Raw genomic sequence first — 17,396 nt, forward strand, 5'->3', positions numbered from 1 at the left:
TGCAGGTCCGCGACCGAGTAGCTGTAGCTCGGGTCGCGGGCCTGCATGCACCGTCCTAGCCTGTCAGTGGGTGGTGAAGACCCGCTCGTACTCCAGGCGCGGCTGGCGGTCGAACCATGCGTCCGGGCCCGGCTTGCCGAGGTTGATGACGAGGAAGGCCTGGTGCCGGGTCGGGTCGAAGAACTCCTCGGTGATCTTGTCCGCGTAGAAGCCGGTCATCGGCCCCGCCGCCAGACCGACCGCGCGGGCGCCGAGGATGAAGTAGCCGGCCTGCAGGGTCGCGTTGAGCTGGGCCGCCTCGATCCGCACGTCCTCCTCGGAGAAGAAGACGTCCTTCGCCGCCGGGAAGATCGGGAACAGCTCGGGCAGCAGCTCGTGGAACCGGACATCCGCGGCGAGAATGGCGACCAGCGGTGCGGCCGAGGTCTTGCCCTGGTTGCCGTCCCACATCAACGGGATCAGGCGGCTCTTGGCCTCTTCCGACCGGATCAACGCCACCCGCAGCGGCTGCTGGTTGAACGATGTCGGCGCCCACTTCACGAGGTCATAGAGCGCGGCGATCTGCTCGTCGCTGACTGGCTCGTCGGTGAACGTGTTCGCCGTACGCGCCTCACGGAACAGCAGGTCCTGTGCCCGCTCGTCGATCAGTACGTGGTTTGACGACATCAGTCATCTTCCTTTCGGAGATCATGCGAAATGATCAGTGGTGTCTCGGCAATTCGGTGTGTGTGCGCCGATGCGAGAGTGGACCTGACCATGTGGACCCCTGGCGCACACCACAAAGGCGCCCACGCTCCCGCACCGGGCTACGCTCCGCCTTGCCCGGAGCCAGGCCGACACTTGTCCCATGCTCGATCCCACTCGCATCGGTCCCGGCCGACCGTGATGGGGGCATCCGGCCGGCCACCCCATCAGGGGTTCGATACCAGGCTGTCTCACGAGGAGTCCCGGAACATCACGTATTCATGTGACTTTCGAAGGGCCGATCCGATCGCCGGGACGGCAGGCGGAGTGACCTGCGGCCGCTTCGGTCCACCGATCAGGATCCCAGGAACACGTGATGTGGCGTAGCGGTCGGCCACGGAGACTACGGGTGTCACTTCGATGAGCTAGAGGTAAGGGAGCGCATGGACAACGTCCCCGTAGTGGTGGTCGGCGCTGGCCCGGTCGGAATGATGGCGGCGCTGGAGCTGGCCCACCATGGGGTGGAGTGCGTGCTCGCCGAGCAGAACGCCGGACCCACCCTGCATCCGAAGATGGAGTTCACCAACCCCAGGACCATGGAGCACCACGCCAGGCTGGGACTCGCGGATGACATCCGCAAGGCGGGCGTGCCCGCGGGCTACCCCTTCGACGTCCTCTGGTCGACCGGCCTGGACCAGGACGGCGAGCGGCTCGCAGTGTGGCATCAGCCCTCGGTCGAGCAGAAGTGGCAGGAGATCAGGGAGCGCAACGACGGCAGCCAGCCCAGCCAGCCCTACCAGCGGATCTCTCAAGCCGACCTCGAGCCGGTGCTGCTCGACCACTGCCGTCGCCATCCACTGATCGATGTCCGCCACCACTGGCGGTTCGACTCGCTGCAGCAGGACGCCGACGGCGTCACCAGCACGTTCCAGGATCTGACGAACGGCACTCCCCGGACGGTGCGCTCCCAGTACATCGTCGGCTGTGACGGCGCCGGCAGCGCGGTGCGCCAGGCCGTCGGGATCCCGCTGAGCGGCGGCGGCATCGCCGACGGCGAGGGCGGCGGCATCCGCGACCTGCCGGTCGTCTTCTCCGTGACCTTCCGCACCACCGACACCGAGCGCCTGTTCCGGCACGGCTACTTCTGGCACCACTTCACCAACCGCTACGTGCTGATCTCGCTCGACGAGGCCGGGACCTGGTCCTTCCACGCCCTGCACCAGTCCGACTTCGACCCGCCGCCGGCCGACCCCGCGGCGTGGATCCGCTCCCTGCTCAACGTCGACCTGGATATCGAGAAGATCCTCGTGACGTCGCGCTGGAAACCGCAGTACCTGATCGCCGACAGCTTCCGGTCCGGCCGGGTGCTGCTCGCCGGTGACTCCGCGCACCAGATGTTCCCCGCGGGCAGTCATGGCATGAACACCGGCGCGGGCGACGCGGTGGACCTGGGCTGGAAGCTGGCGGCGCTGGTCAACGGTTACGGCGGGCCGACGCTGCTCGACAGCTATGAGATCGAGCGACGGCCGGTCGGGCTGCGCAACATGGCGATGTCGCGACAGCACCTCGACGTGCACTTCGAGCACATGCGGCTGCGGGGTGAAGGGGGACCGTTGGCCCCGCTGGGCGAGTTCCTCTCCGCACAGCCCGGCGAGAACACCTACGAGGGCATCTACCTCGACTACCGGTACGCGGGGTCTCCGATCGTCTGTGCCGACGGGACCAGCGAGCCGGAGTCCGACCAGCTGCGGTATGTCCCGAGCACCTGGCCGGGTTCACGCCCGCCGAGCGTGCTGCTGGCGGACGGCAGCCAGCTCTTCGATCACTTCGGACCCGAGTTCACGCTGCTGGATCTGGCGGGTGACGGCAGGGCCGACGCTCTGCTGACCGCTGCGGCCGACCGGGGCCTGCCGGTCCGCCACGTCGTGATCCGGGAGGACCGGGTGCGCGAGCTATGGGAGTGCGACCTGGCGCTGTTGCGCCCGGACCAGCATGTTGCCTGGCGGGGGGAGCGCGTCCCCGCCGACCCGGTCGAGATCGTCGACCGGGTCCGAGGCGCGGCGAATGAGAACACGACGCCGCTAGCGGCCGAGGAAAGGTCGAGCCAAGGGCACCGTTAGAACATGCAGCACTTCGTAATAAGCATCGCAGATTCACATTCAGCATTCAGGAGGCCCTAGTGGCGACCGAACCATCTAATCTGGTGGCGACCGCACCATCGAACATAACCAGTGGCGACGCGGGAGCTAAGAGCAAACCTACCTGGATGATCCTGGCGTTGGCCTGTGCCTGCCAGTTCATGGTGATCCTGGACTCGTCCATCGTCAACGTCGCTCTGCCCTCGATCCAGCAGGATCTCAGCTTCACCGCCACCAGCCTCGCCTGGGTGGTCAACGGCTACCTGCTCACCTTCGCCGGCTTCATGCTCCTGGGCGGTCGAGCCTCGGACCTGTTCGGCCATCGGCGGATGCTGATCGCGGGCCTGTTCGTCTTCTCGGCGGCGAGTCTCGTCGCCGGTCTGGCGAATGCGTCAGAGGTGCTGGTCGGAGCCCGGATCGTGCAGGGCATGGGAGCCGCGATGTTGGCCCCGGCGACACTCGCCGTGATCAACACGTACTTCACCGAGCAGCCCGCACGTTCCAAGGCGTTCGGCGCATGGTCCGCCTCGGGCGGTATCGGCGGCATGGCCGGCGCGATCGCGGGCGGCGCACTCACCACCGGTCTGTCGTGGCGGTGGATCTTCCTCATCAACGTGCCGATCGGCGCGGTGCTGATCGCGGTGGCCGTGGTCTCCCTCGTGCGTGCGCAAGCCCGCCAGCGGGAGTCGCTCGACATCGTCGGTGCCATCACCGGCACGGCGGGTCTCGGCGCGCTGGTCTACGGCGTCATGCACGTCGCCGACTACGGCTGGACGTCCACGCGGGTCGTCGTGCCCGCGCTGGTGGGCGTGGTCCTGCTCATCGTCTTCGTCGTGGTGGAAGCGCGATTCGCGGTCAACCCGATGATGCCCCTGCGGTTGTTCAAGATCCGGGGTGTGGCCGTCGGCGGAGGAGCGCTGCTGCTGTTCGGTGGAATCGCCATCGGCATGTGGTTCTTCACGTCGCTGTTCATGCAGAACGTTCTCGGCTACAGCGCTTTCGAGACCGGGCTCGGGCAGACCCCCGCGGCGGTCATGTTCGTGGTGATCGCACGCTTCGCCTCCGGCCTGCTGCCGAAGACCGGCGTACGCCCACTGGTGCTGGCGGGCGCCGCCTGCTTCCTGGTCGGCTTCACCTGGCTCGCCCAGGCAGACTCCACCAGCAGCTACGTGGCCAGCCTGCTCGGGCCGACACTGCTCATCGCGGTCGGCATCGGCCTGACCTTCCCCACCCTCATGGCCGCGTCGACCGCCGACGCTCCCGAGGGCGACGCGGGGATCGTCGGCGGCATGGCCGTCACCGCCAGCCAGGTCGGTGGCTCGATTGCCCTGGCCGTGCTCGCGACGGTCGCCGGGACGGGCATCGCGTCGGCGCTCAGCGGCGGAAGCACTCCGGCCGAGGCCTTCGCCTCCGGCTACGAGACGGTCTTCTACATCGCGGCCGGGGTCGGCGTGGCGATCGCGGCGGTCAGCCTCCTGCTGCCGCGGCTCAAGACCGACTGACCCTGCGACAGGTCCTGACGTAGGGTCCTACTGACGTCAGACCGGGACGCAGGACCAGCGCCGCAGCATGTTCACGCATGCTGCGGCGCTTTTACGTCCGGCACCGGCTCTGCGCCTGCCGCCGCGATAGGACACAGCGCTCCACGCGTCAGCTGGAGATGCGGGCCGCGATGCCGTCGAGGAGGAAGTCGAGGCCGGTGCGGAAGGTCTGGTCGGCGTCCAGATGGGTGCCGTCGCGAATGGCCGAGGCGAGCGCGGGGAATCGGCCGGTGGCGAAGGTCCGCTCCAGATAGGGCCCGTGGGCGGCCTGCCACTGTCGCTTGTCCATGCCGGTCGCCCGCTCGGCGCGCAGCTCGGCGATCTCCCGCCGCACCGCGCCGACGACGTACGCATCGACCGCGGCGATCGCCGGGACGGCGGTGTCCACGTCGACGCCGCCGAGCGCGGCCACCGCGGCCTCCATCCTGGCCAGCGCGTGCGGCCCGAGCTGCGGCCGCCCGCCGATCAGGTCGGCGAACCATTCGTGCCGGTGGGCGGCGTGCCGGGTGGCCTCGGCGAGCGAGCGCAACGCCTCCCGCCAGCCGTCCCCGGCCGGGCGGATCTCGGCGTGGACGGCGTCGACCACCAGGTCGAGCAGTTCGTCCTTGGTGGCGATGTAGCCGTAGAGCCGCATCGGCCCGACGCCCAGCACGGCGGCGACCTTGCGCAGCGACACCGCTTCCAGCCCGTCCGCGTCGGCCAGCAGGATCGCCGCGCTGACGATCCGGTCCCGGCTCAGGGGGGCCGGCACCGGTCGATCCGGCGGCTCCGGTCGCTCCCACACCAACATGCCGCTGACGATACATCCCCTAGCGCGATACAGTGTATCAATCGATACGGTGATTTGGAGGAAAGCCATGACCATCGCCATCGTCGGGGGCGGCCTCGGCGGCCTGGCTCTCGCCCGCGTGCTGCATCTGAACGGGATCGAAGCCGTCGTCCATGAACGCGAAGCGTCGCGTGACACGCGGGTGCAGGGCGGCATGCTGGACCTGCATGCGAAGACCGGACAGCGGGCGTTGCGCCTGGCCGGCCTGATCGACCAGTTCCACGCGATAGCCCGGTCCGAGGGCCAGGACCTGCAGCTTCTCGAACCGGACGGCACAGTGCTGCTGCGGCAGGACACGCCCGACGGCGCCCCCCTCGACCGCCCCGAGGTCGACCGTGCCGATCTGCGCAACCTGCTGCTGGACTCTCTCCCGGAGCACGCGGTGCGCTGGGGGCATGGTGTCGAACGCGCCGACGGCGGCCTGCTGCGCTTCGCCGACGGCAGCAGCGCGCCATATGACCTGCTGGTCGGCGCCGATGGCGCGAACTCCCGGGTCCGCCCGCTGCTCACCGACGCCCGCCCGGTGCACACCGGCCAGAACGCCGTCGAGCTGTGCATTCCTGATATCGATCGCACCCACCCCGACCTCGCGGCGATGGTGGGGCGCGGCAACTACTGGGTGCTCGGCGACGGACAGTCCCTGTCGGCGCAGCGCAATGGCGACGGTCGCGTCCGCGTCTACCTGAGTTTCTATCGCACCGCCGAGGACTGGTTCGCCACCAGCGGGATCCCGTTCGACGATCCGGCTGTCGCCCGGGCACGGCTGATCGAGCTCTTCAACGGCTGGGACCCGCGGTTCATCGCGCTGATCGCCGCCTGCGAGGACATGATCGTGCCCCGGTCGATCACCACTCTGCCGGTCGGCCTGACCTGGCCGTCCACACCGGGCGTCACGCTGCTGGGGGATGCCGCGCACCTGATGCCGCCGGTGGGACAGGGCGCCAACATGGCGCTGCTCGACGGCGTCCTGCTCGGCCTGGCACTGGCCGAGCACCCGGACGATTTTCCGGCCGCCGTCCGCGAGTACGAACAGGAGATGTTCGAGCGCACCAGCGCCGCGGGCCGGATGTCCGTGCGGATCCAGGAGATGCTGACGGCGCCGGACGCCAGTCGTCAGATGCTCGCGTTCTTCCGACCCCGCTGAACGGTGCCGATGAGTGGCTCCTGGCCTGCCCGTTGGCCAGGAGCCGTCGGGGAGCCTGCCGGACGGGGGACCCCCGGCAGACTCCCCGAGCTGTCACCGCCGGACGCCCGTGATCACCACGTCGCCGAGGCCGCCGACATACAGGCGGCCGGTCGGGTCGAAGCCGGCCTCGCCGAACCACTCCTCGTACTCGGCGCAGGTGTAGACCATGCCCTCGCCGCTCGCGACCGTCAGGAAGTACGCCGACAGTGCCGCCGCGAGGTCCGGGCCGGTGCCGTCGTCGTCCGCGCCCGGCGTGACGACGAAGATCCCGGCTCCCGGCTCGACCGCGCGAGCCGCCTTGGCCAGCAGCTCCTTGTTGCGCTCGATCGACCAGATCTCCAGGAAGTGGCCGAACAGCACGGCGTCACAGCCCTTGGGGAACTCGTCGTTGAAGGCGTCGAGACCGATCGCGCGGACCCGGTCGCTGAGGTCGAGGGTGGCGATCTTCTCGTTGGCCGCCTCGGCGACGGTCGGCAGGTCGACGATGGTGACCTGCAGGTGCGGCCACCGGCGGGCCAGGTGGGTGGCGTTGATCGCCGTCCCGCCGCCGATGTCCAGCAGGTGCGTGTAACCCGAGAGGTCGAGGTGCTGCATGAGCTCCTCGGCGACGAGCCGGCTGACCGACCCCATCATGTTGTGGAACGTCTTCTCCAGCTTGGGGTCCTGCGCGAGCCGCCCGTAGAGCGTCGGCGAGTCGCCCGGGATCGCCTTCTGGAGGCCGACGTTGGTGTACTCCTTGATGGACTCGTAGAACCAGGCCATCGGGCGGTAGTTGACGTGCTGCTCCCACGGCACGAACGCGGCCGGGACGTCGTCGAGCTTGCCGGCGAGCGGCTCGGAGACCGCCGTGTTGTAGTACTTGTCGCCGTCCTTGCGCAGCAGCCCGGCCGAGGTGGCGCCGAGCAGCAGGATGCGGGCGGGCTGGTTCTGGATCTCCAGTCGGCTCGCGATCTCCTCGCGGGTGAGCCCCGGCTCGCGACCGAGCAGCTCGAAGAGCCCGAACTCGCAGGCGGCGGCGAGGTACTGGAATCGGTAGTGCGCGTAGAAGAGCTCACGAAGCGGGTCGATCTGGTTCGTCCGTGAGTCGTTGGGTACCGTAGTCAACGTTCAACTCCTTTGTGGACAGTGTGAAGGGTGTTCGACGCGAAGGCCGGCCCGGCGACGACAGTCACCGATCGCTACCGCAACCTGGTCAGAGGTCCTCGGGGGAGCGGATCACCGGCGTCAGCTGCTCGGTGTGGTGCCGCCGCCGGATCTCGGCGACCGCTTCGCTCAGCGCCGCCTCGTCGGACGGCGGTGCGGCGAGCAGGTCCGCGATGTCCTGCTGGTAGACCTCGTGGCCGGCCGGTGACGCCATGAAGAGCATCCGCATCGGGCCGGGTCCCGGGTTCCGGAAGCCGTGGGGGGTCTTGGCCGGCACGTACATCACGCTGCCGACGGGTGCACGAGCCACCCGGGCACCGCTGGCCGACTCCCAGTCCCGCCAGGATCCGGGTCCGGTCGTGCGCACCACCGGCTCGAAGGCGAAGAGCTCCAGCTCGCCCTCGAGCACGTAGAAGATCTCCTCGTGATGGGCATGGATGTGTGCCCCGACGTCGAATCCGGGTCCGAACCGGCACTCGACCGCCAGCAGGTTCGGAGTGTGGATCTCGCCGACCTTCAGGCTCAGCTGGTGGCCGATCGGCTTGCCTTCGCCCGGTCCGAGCACGAATCCATCGTGTCCTTCATTCACGCTCATATCTGCTCCCCTTCGTACTGGGGTTGGTGAATTCGATCTCCGGATGCAGGTCGGCCCGTGTGTTCCCTGAGCTCCGCCGCCTCCGTTATCGAAGTGACACAGGTAGTCTCTGCGGCCGACCGCAGCCCTACATCACGTGTTCCTGGGATCTTGATCGTTGATCATGAATGCGGACGGGTGCCGGCGGGCGGCCGGGGGGCGTTCGGCTCGCGTACCGATGGCCGAGTTGCGCCAGGGCGCGGCGCCGCTGCGCGGCGAAGATCATTTCATCGACAGGTGCAGATTAGGGGGCTTGTCCTGATCGGTGTGCCACTCGATGATCGACATCGATATCCGATGATGTTCCTCGAGAGGATCTGCATCATGACACCCCTCCCCAAACGTCGGGGCGGTCTGCGGCGGACGCTGCTCGCCGTCACTGCGGCACTACTGCTCAGTCCGCCGGTCGTGACCATGGCGGCCCAGCCCGCGGCGGCCCTGCCGCCTGGCTACAAGGGCATCCAGGCCGGTGCCGTGCTCAACGACGACTGCTCGCTGTCGGTGTCCGGGCAGAAGATCTCCGGCCCCGGTGCCGACACGGCCGTCCTGAACGCCACCAAGTGGCTGCGGATCGACTTCCGCATCGCCCGGACCTGCCGCGACGCCTACGTCAACCTGCTCGCGGGGCTGCCGTCGCACATCTCGATCATCGGTCTGCTGGACTCCGAGTTCTCCAACGCCGAACCGGTCGACTTCGCCCAGCACGCCGTGGAGATCGCCTGCGACGGCGGCTACGGCCGGGTCACCGTCTGGGAGATCCGCAACGAACCCAATCACAACGACACGTGGCTGGAGCCGGCGCGGTTCGGCGAGTTCGTGGCCCGGTCGGCCTACCGGATCCACTCCGAGTGCCATGACGAGGTCATCAGCGGCGGCCTGGTCGGCGACTCGGGGCGCGGTCCGGTCTGGACCTACATCACCGACACGAGCGCGGCCATCGCGGCCCATCCCGAGTGGAGCAACAGCGCCTACACCTCGCTCAACGCGGCGGTCGACGGTGTCGGCATCCACCCCTACTCCTACGCCCGGCGGATGCACATCACCGAAGAGCCGCACCAGCCGCTGGCGGACTTCCTCTGGCACATGACGGGCGAGCGGGGCAACCCGGTCAGCGGTGAGCGGATCTACGTGACCGAGTTCGGCTACCGGATGCAGGACAACAACATCGACGAGCTGAAGCCCGAGGAGATGGCCGACGAGGGCGAGCAGTGCGACAACCTCGTCGAGGGGTTCCAGCAGATCGCGGCCAGCGGCATCTACGCCGCGACCTGGTTCACCCTGATGGACTGGGACGACGAGCACCGCCGGTTCGGCCTCTACAACATCAACAACGGCCCCGAGCGGCTCGCCCGCTACGGCTACGTCGACGGCAACTGCGCCGGTCCGACGGCCGGCGTCTTCAACGAGGAGGCCGACCAGCTCCAGTGGACCAGCACCGCGCTCGCCGGGACGGCCGGCCGGGCGTCGCTCGCCGCGACCAGCTATGAGATCGCCGTCGCCCCGCCGGGCTCGTCGGCCTTCTCCATCATCAAGACCTCGAGCCAACCCTTCCTGCCGATGTACGCCTTCAATCCGCCGCTCGCGGTGGGCGTGCACCGGTGGAAGGTCACCCGGATCACCGACGGCAGGCGTTACCCGTCGCCGGGCCAGTGGACCTTCAACTACCTCGGCCGACCGTCCCCGCCGACCGGTGCCTACGCCGCCGGCGGCTCGACCGGCACCTTCTACACGATCAATTGGACCGACAACGCGATCAGCGAGACCGGTTACGAGATCTCCAACAGCTTCGAGACCAGGATCGCCCCGGCCAACGCCACCAGCCTCACCTGGACCGGCGCGACCCCGGGCGTGAAGGACTGCTTCCGGGTCCGCTCCTACAACGCCTTCGGCCCGTCCTACTGGGCGCTGGAGACCTGCGCCACGACACCGTCGCTGCCCACGGCGCCGTCGAACGTCACGGCGACGGTGCTCAGCGGGACCAGCGTACGCGTCAACTGGGCCGACCTGGCCGGCAACGAGACCGGCTACCAGGTCTCCGACGGCACGACCACCGTGTCGCTGGCGGCGAACTCGACCACATACACCTGGAGCGGCCTGACGATGGGCACGACCAAGTGCTTCACCGTCCGCTCCTACAACACGGTCGGCTACTCGCCGTGGTCGGGCAGTGTCTGCGCGACGCTGCCGACGATCCCGATCGCACCCGCCGGGCAGACCGCGACCGTCGCCAGCGGCACCAGCATCACGCTGACCTGGCAGGACAAGTCGACCAACGAGTGGGGCTTCGAGATCTCCAACGGCACCACCACCAACGTGGTCGGCGCCAACAGCACCAGCTACACGTGGGGTGGCCTCGCCAACGGCACCTACCTGTGCCTGATGGTGCGGTCCTACAACAACGCCGGGTACTCGGCCTGGACGCCGTATGCCTGCGCCACCACCCCGACGATCCCGGTGGCGCCCAACGCGCAGACCGCGACCGTGGTGAGCGGCACCAGCATCCGGATCAACTGGGCCGACCGCTCCGCCAACGAGTGGGGTTTCGAGATCTCCAACGGCACCACGTCCACCGTGGTCGGCGCCAACAGCACCAGCTACACCTGGGGCGGGCTCGCCAACGGCACCTACATGTGCTTCATGGTGCGCGCCTACAACCAGGCCGGCTACTCGCCGTGGACGCCGTACGCCTGCGCGACGACGCCGACGATCCCGATCGCCCCGGCGGGGCAGACCGCGACCCCGATCAGCGGTACGCAGATCACCGTGACCTGGCAGGACCGGTCGAACAACGAGACCAGCTTCCAGCTCTACAACGGCGTCAGCTACCTCACCCTGCCCGCCAACACGACCAGCTACACGTGGGGCGGGCTCGCCAACGGCACCTACATGTGCTTCTCGATCAAGGCGGTGAACCTGGCCGGGCAGTCGGCGTCGACGCCGTACGCCTGTGCGACGACGCCGACGGTTCCGGCCGTGCCGACCAACCAGACGGCGACACCGATCAGCACCTCGCAGATCCGCGTCAACTGGGTCGACCGGTCCACCAACGAGATCGGTTTCCAGGTCTTCGACGGGGTGACCTACTGGACGGTCCCGGCGAACACGACCGTCTTCACGCGTACCGGCCTGGCCTCGAAGAAGTACATGTGCTTCGCGATCAGGTCCTACAACTCCGTCGGCTACTCGGCCTTCACGCCGTACGCCTGCGCGACGACCTTCTAGAGGACGGGGGAGGGCCGGGCGGGTGCGTCACCCGCCCGGCCCTGGGGGTTCAGCAGCCGGTGGTGCTGAACGAGTGCGAGGAACCGGAGTTGTCCCAGCCGATGTCGCGCAGGTCGGGGAATCCCCAGCCGGGGGAGAGGCAGACGTTGCCCGGGTGCGCGCTGGTGCTGGTGTAGTTGTAGCCGGCGTACATGCGCACCCGCATGTTCTGCGAGCTGTTGTTGAGGATCGCCGACGGCGAGTCGTTGAGGCTCACGCCGTCGCTCCAGTAGTTGTTGCGGTAGTCGCCGTCGGAGCCGTACCACTCGTAGCGGTTCACGTCCGAGCCCGGGTTGGTGTAACGCCAGACGCAGAAGTAGCCCGACGGGCAGCTCGGGCCGGCGAGCAGGCCGGCGCCCGCGGTGACGGTGACGCCCATCTCCGCGGCGGTCACCCCGCCTGCGGCCGAGTGGGCCGAGGTCGGGACGGCCATCGCCGCGGCGAACGCCATCACGCCGACCGCGATGCGTAGAGCACGCATGTGTGTGCCTCCTTGTGGGTGGTTGAGCCCGCGGCTACATGCCGCGGACGGCTTCAGCGGGCAGCGGTGATCTCGCGGGCCCGGGGGAGCGCAGCACGCTGCATGCTCCGGTGGTGCCGGACGGCGTCCCGGTTGTCGCGGCCGACCTCGAGGGTGTATTTCTCGTCGAGCTCGCGGGCGACCCTGCCGAACCCGGACGCCACCGCGCAGTCGGCGGCGGCGGTCGCGTCGGCCAGCTCGACCCGCCTGGCCTCGGCGGGGCCGCCGGTGGCGGCGCCCGCGGCGACCCGCAGCTCGTCGGGGGTGGCGGCGGTGATGCCCCGCTCCCGCAGGCAGGTGCTCCAGGCCGTCTGAGCTGCCTGGTACGCGGGGTCGGCCAGCACGCGGGGGATCACCAGCGGGCTGAGGTTGGTGGCGATGGCGGAGACCCCGAACCACGTCGGGTGGTCGCCGTAGAGCCGCCCTCGGGCGGTGGCGATGCAGGAGCGGGTGTCGGCGGTCAGGGTCTGCCCGGTCGGCAGCGTGACCGAGAGCACCTCCTGCTGGGTGCCGATCAGCGCGGTCTGGAACGCGGGGCTGTCGTCACGGTTGCCGGGTTCGCGGGCCAGCGCGTCTAGACTGTCCTGGATGTCGCTGCCGTAGCCGTGCAGGCGTGCCCAGGCGGGATCGTCGATCACATAGCGGAAGTCGCGCTCGTCGGGCAGGGTGGCCGGGTCCCGGGCCGTGTAGCGGAAGCCGTGCTCGCTCATGCACCGGCCGACGAGGATGTCCTCGGCGTAGTTGAGCAGCCGCTCCTCGTCCCGGCTGAGGGCCGGACCGATCGCGGGACTCGGCTGCGGGTCGCCGGCGGCCATCGCGTTGACCGCGACGGCGGTGCCGACGCCGAGCGCGATGACCAACAGCACGCCGCCCAGGTATCTCATGGACGTCGACCCTAGGCATCGTTATATCGATAGAAATCCCGCTGCGGGTTGAGATGTCCGTGCGACTTCCGTGGTAGTCCGGCCGCGGCGTCTACCGCACCGGCTGGATGCCCGGCCGCCAGCCGAGTGCCGGTCCGAGCCGGCCGGCGATGTCGGTGAGGATCTGCACGTAGTCGTCATGGTCGAAGGTGAACGGCAGCGCGAACGCCACCTCGTCGATCTCCCGGAAGGCCGCGTGCGCGTAGAGCCGCTCGGCGATCTGCTCCGAGGTCCCGACGAGGTCGAGGGCGAACATCATCCGGGCCGGGCCCTGCGGCACGGCGGTCCGCGGGGTGCGCTTCTCGGCGTAGGCGGTGTATCTGGCCCGCTGCTCCGGTGTGGCGCTGTCGGTGGGGATGACGACGAGGCCCTGCGAGACACGGGCGGCGGCACCGGCGGGATGCGCGGCGCGGAAGGCCCGCACGTGCGACAGCTGGATCTCGGCGAAATCCTCCGACTCCTCGGCCTTCACGACACTGCTGGTCAGGAAGTTCATCCCGTTCTCGCCGGCCCACTGCGCCGAGCGCAGGCTCGCACCGCCGTACCACATACGCGCGCTCAGGCCCGGCGAGTGGGGCTGGACCCGGTCGGAGAAGACCTCGAAGCCCTCGACCCCGCGGAAGGCGGTGACCGGCTCGCCGCGGACGCCGTCGAGCAGGCGGCGCACCCGCTGATAGCTGAAGTCCTCCGCCTCGGCGGTGTCGGGGTAGAGCGCGTCCTTGACCTGGTCGAAGTGCATCGGCGGGCCGACGCTCACCCCCGGATTGAGCCGGCCGCCGGACAGGATGTCGACGGTCGCCAGGTCCTCGGCGAGACGCAGCGGGTTCTCCCAGCCCAGCGGGGTGACCGCCGTGCCGAGCTCGATGCGCTGCGTGCGCTGCGACGCCGCCGCGAGCAGTGCCACCGGCGAGGACACACCGAACTGCAGGTGCCGGTGCCGGACCCAGGCGCTGTCGAACCCCAGCTGCTCGCCCAGCTCGATGATCTCCAGCGTCGACCGGTGCCCCCGGCCCGGATCGGCCTCGTCGAACAGCCCGATGGTCAGGAAGCCCAGCTTGCGCAGCGGTCGTTCGGGCAGCGGCACGGGATCCTCCATCGTCCGGGTAGCGACCATCGTGCCAGGCCGCGGCGGCGTCAGAGCAGCCGGTCGGTCGCCTGGTCCGCGTCGCCGCCGAAGAACACGTCCAGCACCTGCTGGAAGATCCGCTCCTGCGGGTCTGCGCGCAGGAACAGCGTCATCGACGACCGCAGCTTCACCGCGTCGATCCCGCCGAAGATCTCCTCGGCGGACCGCCCGGAAGTGCCGGCCACCACCGACGCGCACTCCCGCAGCCGGGCGCCGAGCACCTCGTGCCGCAGGTAGGCGCGTGCCTCGGCGAGCGAACCGATGGCGTAGCGCTGCGACATGGAGCTCATGCCCAGGCCCGCCACCTGCGGGAACACGAACCACATCCAGTGTCCGGTCTTGAAGCCCCGCCGCAGCTCCGCCAGCGCCCCGGCATAGGTGCCGAAGTCGTCCTGGGCGGCGACGAAGCGGCCGAGATCGTAAGCGTCCTCCATGCCGAACACTCTAGGAACCAGGTCCGACAACCGGTACGCCGGACGACGCCGTCTAGGATCGCGGGCATGGGAGCACTGAAGCACTGAAGCCTTGGCACCTGGTCATCGGCGGCGGTTTCTGCTGCGTGTTCGTGGTCACGATCATCGTCGCGGTGGTCCTGCTCGTGGTGCGGTCCGGCAGGAAGGGCTGAGCGGCCCTGGTGCCGGTGAGCCCGGGCCGGTGTCAGCGACCTCCTTGAATCGACCGTCTACATTTCGTCCTGTGTTCGCCTATGTGTATGTCGGAGCGCTCTTCCTCGGCATGATCCTCATGCTGTGGCTGGCCGCGACGAGCTTTCTGCCGTCCACGGGTCTGCGCCTGTTCTACGCGCTGCTCGGAGTGCTCTCCGGTGTCTACGGCGGCTATCTGGTGAAGACCGCCTTCATCGACGGCGGGCCGTTGCAGGTCGGGTTCCTCGTGCTGCCGTTCCTCCTGCCGTCCTATGCCGGATATGAGCTGTTCAAGGGCTACCGGGCCGCGAAATCCGAACAGCGCGGCTGACGCCTGGTCCGGGGTCGGGCTCGCAGCCCCGCGCAGCAGGCAGGGAGGGCCGCCAAGGCCCGACCGGTGCCCGCGGGAGCAACGGTCCGGACCGGCGGCGGCCCGGGAGATCCTGGTTTTGATCCGTTCCGTGGCGGTCAGGCGGGCAGCGCCAGTCGTTCGGACACCCAGGTGATCGCATTGTTGAGGGTGGCACCGTCCTCGCCGGGGTCGTCGTCGGCGTCGGCGAAGTAGTTGGCGCCGCTGTGCAGGCCGACCAGCGCGATCGAGCGGCGCAGCGGGATCGGGGGCTGTCCGGGAACGGCGGCCGACTGCAACGGACCGGCGACCGCGGGACTGACCGCGAAGACGGGGCCGCCTGAGTCGCCGCTGGCACCGGTGTTGGTGTCGTCGGTGGTGAAGGTGAAGACCTGCTCCCAGCCCTCGTGCGTCTGGTCGACGAACAGGGTTCCGGCCAGGCCGGTGACGGGCAGGACGCGGTGCTCGAAGCCGAACAGGTCGCCCTGGTGCTTGCCGTAGCCCATCTGGACGAGCTCGAACTCGGCGAAGTCGGCCATCTCCATGCCGTTGTAGGGGTGGCCGTTGGTGAGGACGGACCGGGCCTGCAGCTCGCTGGTCGGCCGGATGATCCAGCCCTCGGTCGCGTAGGCGGCCGACCGGAACGCGTGGCCGGGCCCGGCCGCGGCGACCAGGCCCTCGACGCGTCGGCGGAATGCCGGGTCGGTGACGCGTACGACGACCGCGTCGTAGCCGCCGTCGGCGACGTCGGCATGGGGCAGGAGGTGGACGGAGGCGATGGGCGAGTCGACCAGATTGGCGTTGACGTCGTAGAGGCGGGCCCGGACCCTGGCCCTGAAGTGGGCGACCGGGTCCGGTGCGTCTCCTGCGGCCATGGTCAGGTTGTGCTTGGCGGTGACGATGTCGACGCCGCTGGCGGTGACGCGGACCACGACGCCGCTCGCGGTGAAGTTGGCCGCCCGCCGACCGGCGGTCTGACCGAAGAACTCGACGGTGATGCCGCGCAGGAACGCGAACATCTGCTCGTTGGCGGCTCGCCACTCGGCGGCCGATGCGCGGACCGGCTGGGAAAGTCTCATGATCGCCCTCTCTGCTGGGTTGATGTCAGACAGAGCCGTCGGGCGGCCGGACTGATACGTCGGTGACCGGACAGGCGTCGCTCAGGGACCGGCGGCGGGTGCGAAGGCGTGGATCTCGTCGACCAGGTCGGCGGCGCCGGGGGAGCTCGCGAATCCGCCGCTGTGGAGCATCGCGGCGAAGCGGGACAGGCGCTTGCCTATCCAGGAGATCTGGCGTTCGGCCGGCAGGTCGAGGACCGGCCGGATCGCGGCGGCTGCGGCATCCAGGTCGCGGAGCTGGAGAAGGGCGGTGGCCTCGTAGAGGTGGGCGAGCGCCTCATCGTCGAGCGACCGCGCTTCCGGCGGCTCCATCTCCCAGATCGCGATGGCCGCTCGTGCCTCCCTGGCGGCGCGCTCGGCATCCGTGCCACCATCGAGCCAGATCAGGCTGCTGCCGCCGTAGTAGAGCTGCTTGGCCTGGCTGAACTCGAAAATCCCCGCCATGGAATCCGTCGTGGACAGGTGCTCACGCCCCTCCGCTGCCTGATCCAACGCACGGATGGTCGCCGTCGAGTCTGCGAAATGCGAGCGGCACTGCGCGTAGCCACAGAGCAGCCGCAGGGCGCCCGTCCCCGGGCCGTGGAACGCCGAGACGCTGAGAATGTGAGCCTCGGCCTGGGGATAGTCGCCCTGGAAGCGGGCGATGAGGCTCTGCGTGCCGCGCACCCACGCGCCCAGTTCGGCGTCACCGGCGCGTTCGCTGCAGGCCAGAGCGGCTCTCGCGTGTGTCATCGCGCTCTCGGCATCTCCGAGATCCAAGGCGGAGTAGGCGAGGATGCCTTGCAGCCGTCCAATGGTGAGATAGAGGTCGGCCAGTTCGTGGGGGCGGTACTGGTGCTGCTGAAGGCGTCGTAGCGCCTCACCGCGCAACTCGACCGCCGCCACCAGGATCGGCCCCGGCGGGCTGCCGAGATAGGCGACGGCTAGGCGGCGCACCTGCCGATCGAGATCACCGTTCTCGATCAGCTGCTCGGCGGCGCTGATCAGCCGAAGCGAATCACGGGTCGAGGCGGCGAGCAGCCTTCCGGTCCGTGCGGCCTCCTCGCGGCGGTCGGCGTCACCGCGCCATGTCCCGATCAAGGCCCCGTGTGCGTCCAGGGCGCGATCGGCAAGCTCTGCGAACTGTCGATCGGGGAACTTGTGTCCTTGCTCGACGCGGCCGATATAGCCGTGATGGAAGCGGATCCGTGAGGACAGCTCTCTGAGCGACCATCCATGTTGAACGCGCAGGGTGCGCAGCGAGGCACCGAACTCCAGAGGCTCCACGCTCTCAGACTCGGCGAACGCGCTCATGTTGTCT

General features: G+C 69.1%; 15 protein-coding genes. 5 read left to right on the forward strand and 10 right to left on the reverse strand.

What is annotated here, in order from left to right:
* Positions 1-63 precede the first annotated feature (63 nt).
* Complete coding sequence (locus tag F4553_RS34895) at positions 64-666, reverse strand: malonic semialdehyde reductase (RefSeq protein WP_184845105.1); 603 nt, start codon at positions 664-666, stop codon at positions 64-66.
* A gap of 461 nt (positions 667-1,127) precedes the next feature.
* On the opposite strand from F4553_RS34895, the gene F4553_RS34900 reads away from it, so the two are divergent.
* Together F4553_RS34900 and F4553_RS34905 are read left to right on the forward strand one after the other, a co-directional pair.
* Positions 1,128-2,804: an FAD-dependent monooxygenase gene (locus F4553_RS34900; protein ID WP_184845108.1), complete on the forward strand. Its 1,677-nt coding sequence runs from the start codon at positions 1,128-1,130 to the stop codon at positions 2,802-2,804.
* Positions 2,805-2,950: 146 nt separating this feature from the next.
* Positions 2,951-4,324 carry an MFS transporter gene (locus tag F4553_RS34905; RefSeq protein ID WP_184845111.1) on the forward strand — a complete coding sequence of 458 codons (1,374 nt, stop codon included), beginning with the start codon at positions 2,951-2,953 and terminating at the stop codon, positions 4,322-4,324.
* 148 nt (positions 4,325-4,472) lie between these two features.
* Here the strand turns inward: F4553_RS34905 and F4553_RS34910 are convergent, their stop codons facing one another.
* The gene (locus tag F4553_RS34910; RefSeq protein ID WP_184845114.1) at positions 4,473-5,153 is read right to left on the reverse strand and encodes a TetR/AcrR family transcriptional regulator; all 681 of its coding nucleotides are present in this window, start codon (positions 5,151-5,153) and stop codon (positions 4,473-4,475) included.
* Between F4553_RS34910 and F4553_RS34915 the strand changes: the two genes are divergently transcribed.
* Positions 5,152-6,336, forward strand: a complete 1,185-nt coding sequence (locus F4553_RS34915; protein ID WP_246467566.1) for an FAD-dependent oxidoreductase — start codon at positions 5,152-5,154, stop codon at positions 6,334-6,336. The genes F4553_RS34910 and F4553_RS34915 overlap by 2 nt on opposite strands.
* A 93-nt stretch (positions 6,337-6,429) precedes the next feature.
* Here the strand turns inward: F4553_RS34915 and F4553_RS34920 are convergent, their stop codons facing one another.
* Positions 6,430-7,482: a methyltransferase gene (locus tag F4553_RS34920; protein WP_221470606.1), complete on the reverse strand. Its 1,053-nt coding sequence runs from the start codon at positions 7,480-7,482 to the stop codon at positions 6,430-6,432.
* 88 nt (positions 7,483-7,570) lie between these two features.
* Positions 7,571-8,116, reverse strand: a complete 546-nt coding sequence (locus F4553_RS34925) for a cupin domain-containing protein (RefSeq protein ID WP_184845117.1) — start codon at positions 8,114-8,116, stop codon at positions 7,571-7,573.
* Between the two features lie 363 nt (positions 8,117-8,479).
* Here F4553_RS34925 and F4553_RS34930 point away from each other — a divergent pair, with 363 nt between their 5' ends.
* Positions 8,480-11,377 carry a fibronectin type III domain-containing protein gene (locus F4553_RS34930; protein ID WP_184845120.1) on the forward strand — a complete coding sequence of 966 codons (2,898 nt, stop codon included), beginning with the start codon at positions 8,480-8,482 and terminating at the stop codon, positions 11,375-11,377.
* A gap of 49 nt (positions 11,378-11,426) precedes the next feature.
* Here F4553_RS34930 and F4553_RS34935 read toward each other — a convergent pair whose 3' ends face one another.
* The 4 genes from F4553_RS34935 to F4553_RS34950 form a co-directional block, all read right to left on the reverse strand.
* Positions 11,427-11,897, reverse strand: coding sequence for a peptidase inhibitor family I36 protein (locus F4553_RS34935; RefSeq protein WP_184845123.1), 471 nt, complete (start codon positions 11,895-11,897; stop codon positions 11,427-11,429).
* A 53-nt stretch (positions 11,898-11,950) separates the two neighbouring features.
* Complete coding sequence (locus F4553_RS34940) at positions 11,951-12,820, reverse strand: hypothetical protein (protein WP_184845126.1); 870 nt, start codon at positions 12,818-12,820, stop codon at positions 11,951-11,953.
* A 91-nt stretch (positions 12,821-12,911) separates the two neighbouring features.
* Complete coding sequence (locus F4553_RS34945) at positions 12,912-13,943, reverse strand: LLM class flavin-dependent oxidoreductase (RefSeq protein WP_184845129.1); 1,032 nt, start codon at positions 13,941-13,943, stop codon at positions 12,912-12,914.
* A gap of 50 nt (positions 13,944-13,993) precedes the next feature.
* Entirely contained in the window at positions 13,994-14,419 is a 426-nt protein-coding gene (locus tag F4553_RS34950; protein WP_184845132.1) for a DUF1810 domain-containing protein, read from the reverse strand.
* A 262-nt stretch (positions 14,420-14,681) separates the two neighbouring features.
* Between F4553_RS34950 and F4553_RS34955 the strand changes: the two genes are divergently transcribed.
* On the forward strand, positions 14,682-14,960 hold the full coding sequence (locus F4553_RS34955; protein ID WP_184845135.1) for a hypothetical protein: 279 nt from the start codon (positions 14,682-14,684) through the stop codon (positions 14,958-14,960).
* A 137-nt stretch (positions 14,961-15,097) separates the two neighbouring features.
* Here F4553_RS34955 and F4553_RS34960 read toward each other — a convergent pair whose 3' ends face one another.
* The gene (locus F4553_RS34960) at positions 15,098-16,057 is read right to left on the reverse strand and encodes a hypothetical protein (protein WP_184845138.1); all 960 of its coding nucleotides are present in this window, start codon (positions 16,055-16,057) and stop codon (positions 15,098-15,100) included.
* Between the two features lie 81 nt (positions 16,058-16,138).
* Positions 16,139-17,389: a helix-turn-helix domain-containing protein gene (locus tag F4553_RS34965; protein WP_184845141.1), complete on the reverse strand. Its 1,251-nt coding sequence runs from the start codon at positions 17,387-17,389 to the stop codon at positions 16,139-16,141.
* Between the last annotated feature and the right edge of the window lie 7 nt (positions 17,390-17,396).

Source organism: Allocatelliglobosispora scoriae, from assembly GCF_014204945.1.
Lineage (GTDB): Bacteria > Actinomycetota > Actinomycetes > Mycobacteriales > Micromonosporaceae > Allocatelliglobosispora > Allocatelliglobosispora scoriae.

What these genes read in the sequence shown, in the direction of transcription:
- F4553_RS34925 (WP_184845117.1), bottom strand. Translation starts at nt 8,116, where the DNA reads ATGAGCGTGAATGAAGGACACGATGGATTCGTGCTCGGACCGGGCGAA.
- F4553_RS34960 (WP_184845138.1), bottom strand. Translation starts at nt 16,057, where the DNA reads ATGAGACTTTCCCAGCCGGTCCGCGCATCGGCCGCCGAGTGGCGAGCC.
- F4553_RS34950 (WP_184845132.1), bottom strand. Translation starts at nt 14,419, where the DNA reads ATGGAGGACGCTTACGATCTCGGCCGCTTCGTCGCCGCCCAGGACGAC.
- F4553_RS34905 (WP_184845111.1), top strand. Translation starts at nt 2,951, where the DNA reads ATGATCCTGGCGTTGGCCTGTGCCTGCCAGTTCATGGTGATCCTGGAC.
- F4553_RS34915 (WP_246467566.1), top strand. Translation starts at nt 5,152, where the DNA reads ATGCCGCTGACGATACATCCCCTAGCGCGATACAGTGTATCAATCGAT.
- F4553_RS34895 (WP_184845105.1), bottom strand. Translation starts at nt 666, where the DNA reads ATGTCGTCAAACCACGTACTGATCGACGAGCGGGCACAGGACCTGCTG.
- F4553_RS34940 (WP_184845126.1), bottom strand. Translation starts at nt 12,820, where the DNA reads ATGAGATACCTGGGCGGCGTGCTGTTGGTCATCGCGCTCGGCGTCGGC.
- F4553_RS34965 (WP_184845141.1), bottom strand. Translation starts at nt 17,389, where the DNA reads ATGAGCGCGTTCGCCGAGTCTGAGAGCGTGGAGCCTCTGGAGTTCGGT.
- F4553_RS34910 (WP_184845114.1), bottom strand. Translation starts at nt 5,153, where the DNA reads ATGTTGGTGTGGGAGCGACCGGAGCCGCCGGATCGACCGGTGCCGGCC.
- F4553_RS34930 (WP_184845120.1), top strand. Translation starts at nt 8,480, where the DNA reads ATGACACCCCTCCCCAAACGTCGGGGCGGTCTGCGGCGGACGCTGCTC.
- F4553_RS34900 (WP_184845108.1), top strand. Translation starts at nt 1,128, where the DNA reads ATGGACAACGTCCCCGTAGTGGTGGTCGGCGCTGGCCCGGTCGGAATG.
- F4553_RS34935 (WP_184845123.1), bottom strand. Translation starts at nt 11,897, where the DNA reads ATGCGTGCTCTACGCATCGCGGTCGGCGTGATGGCGTTCGCCGCGGCG.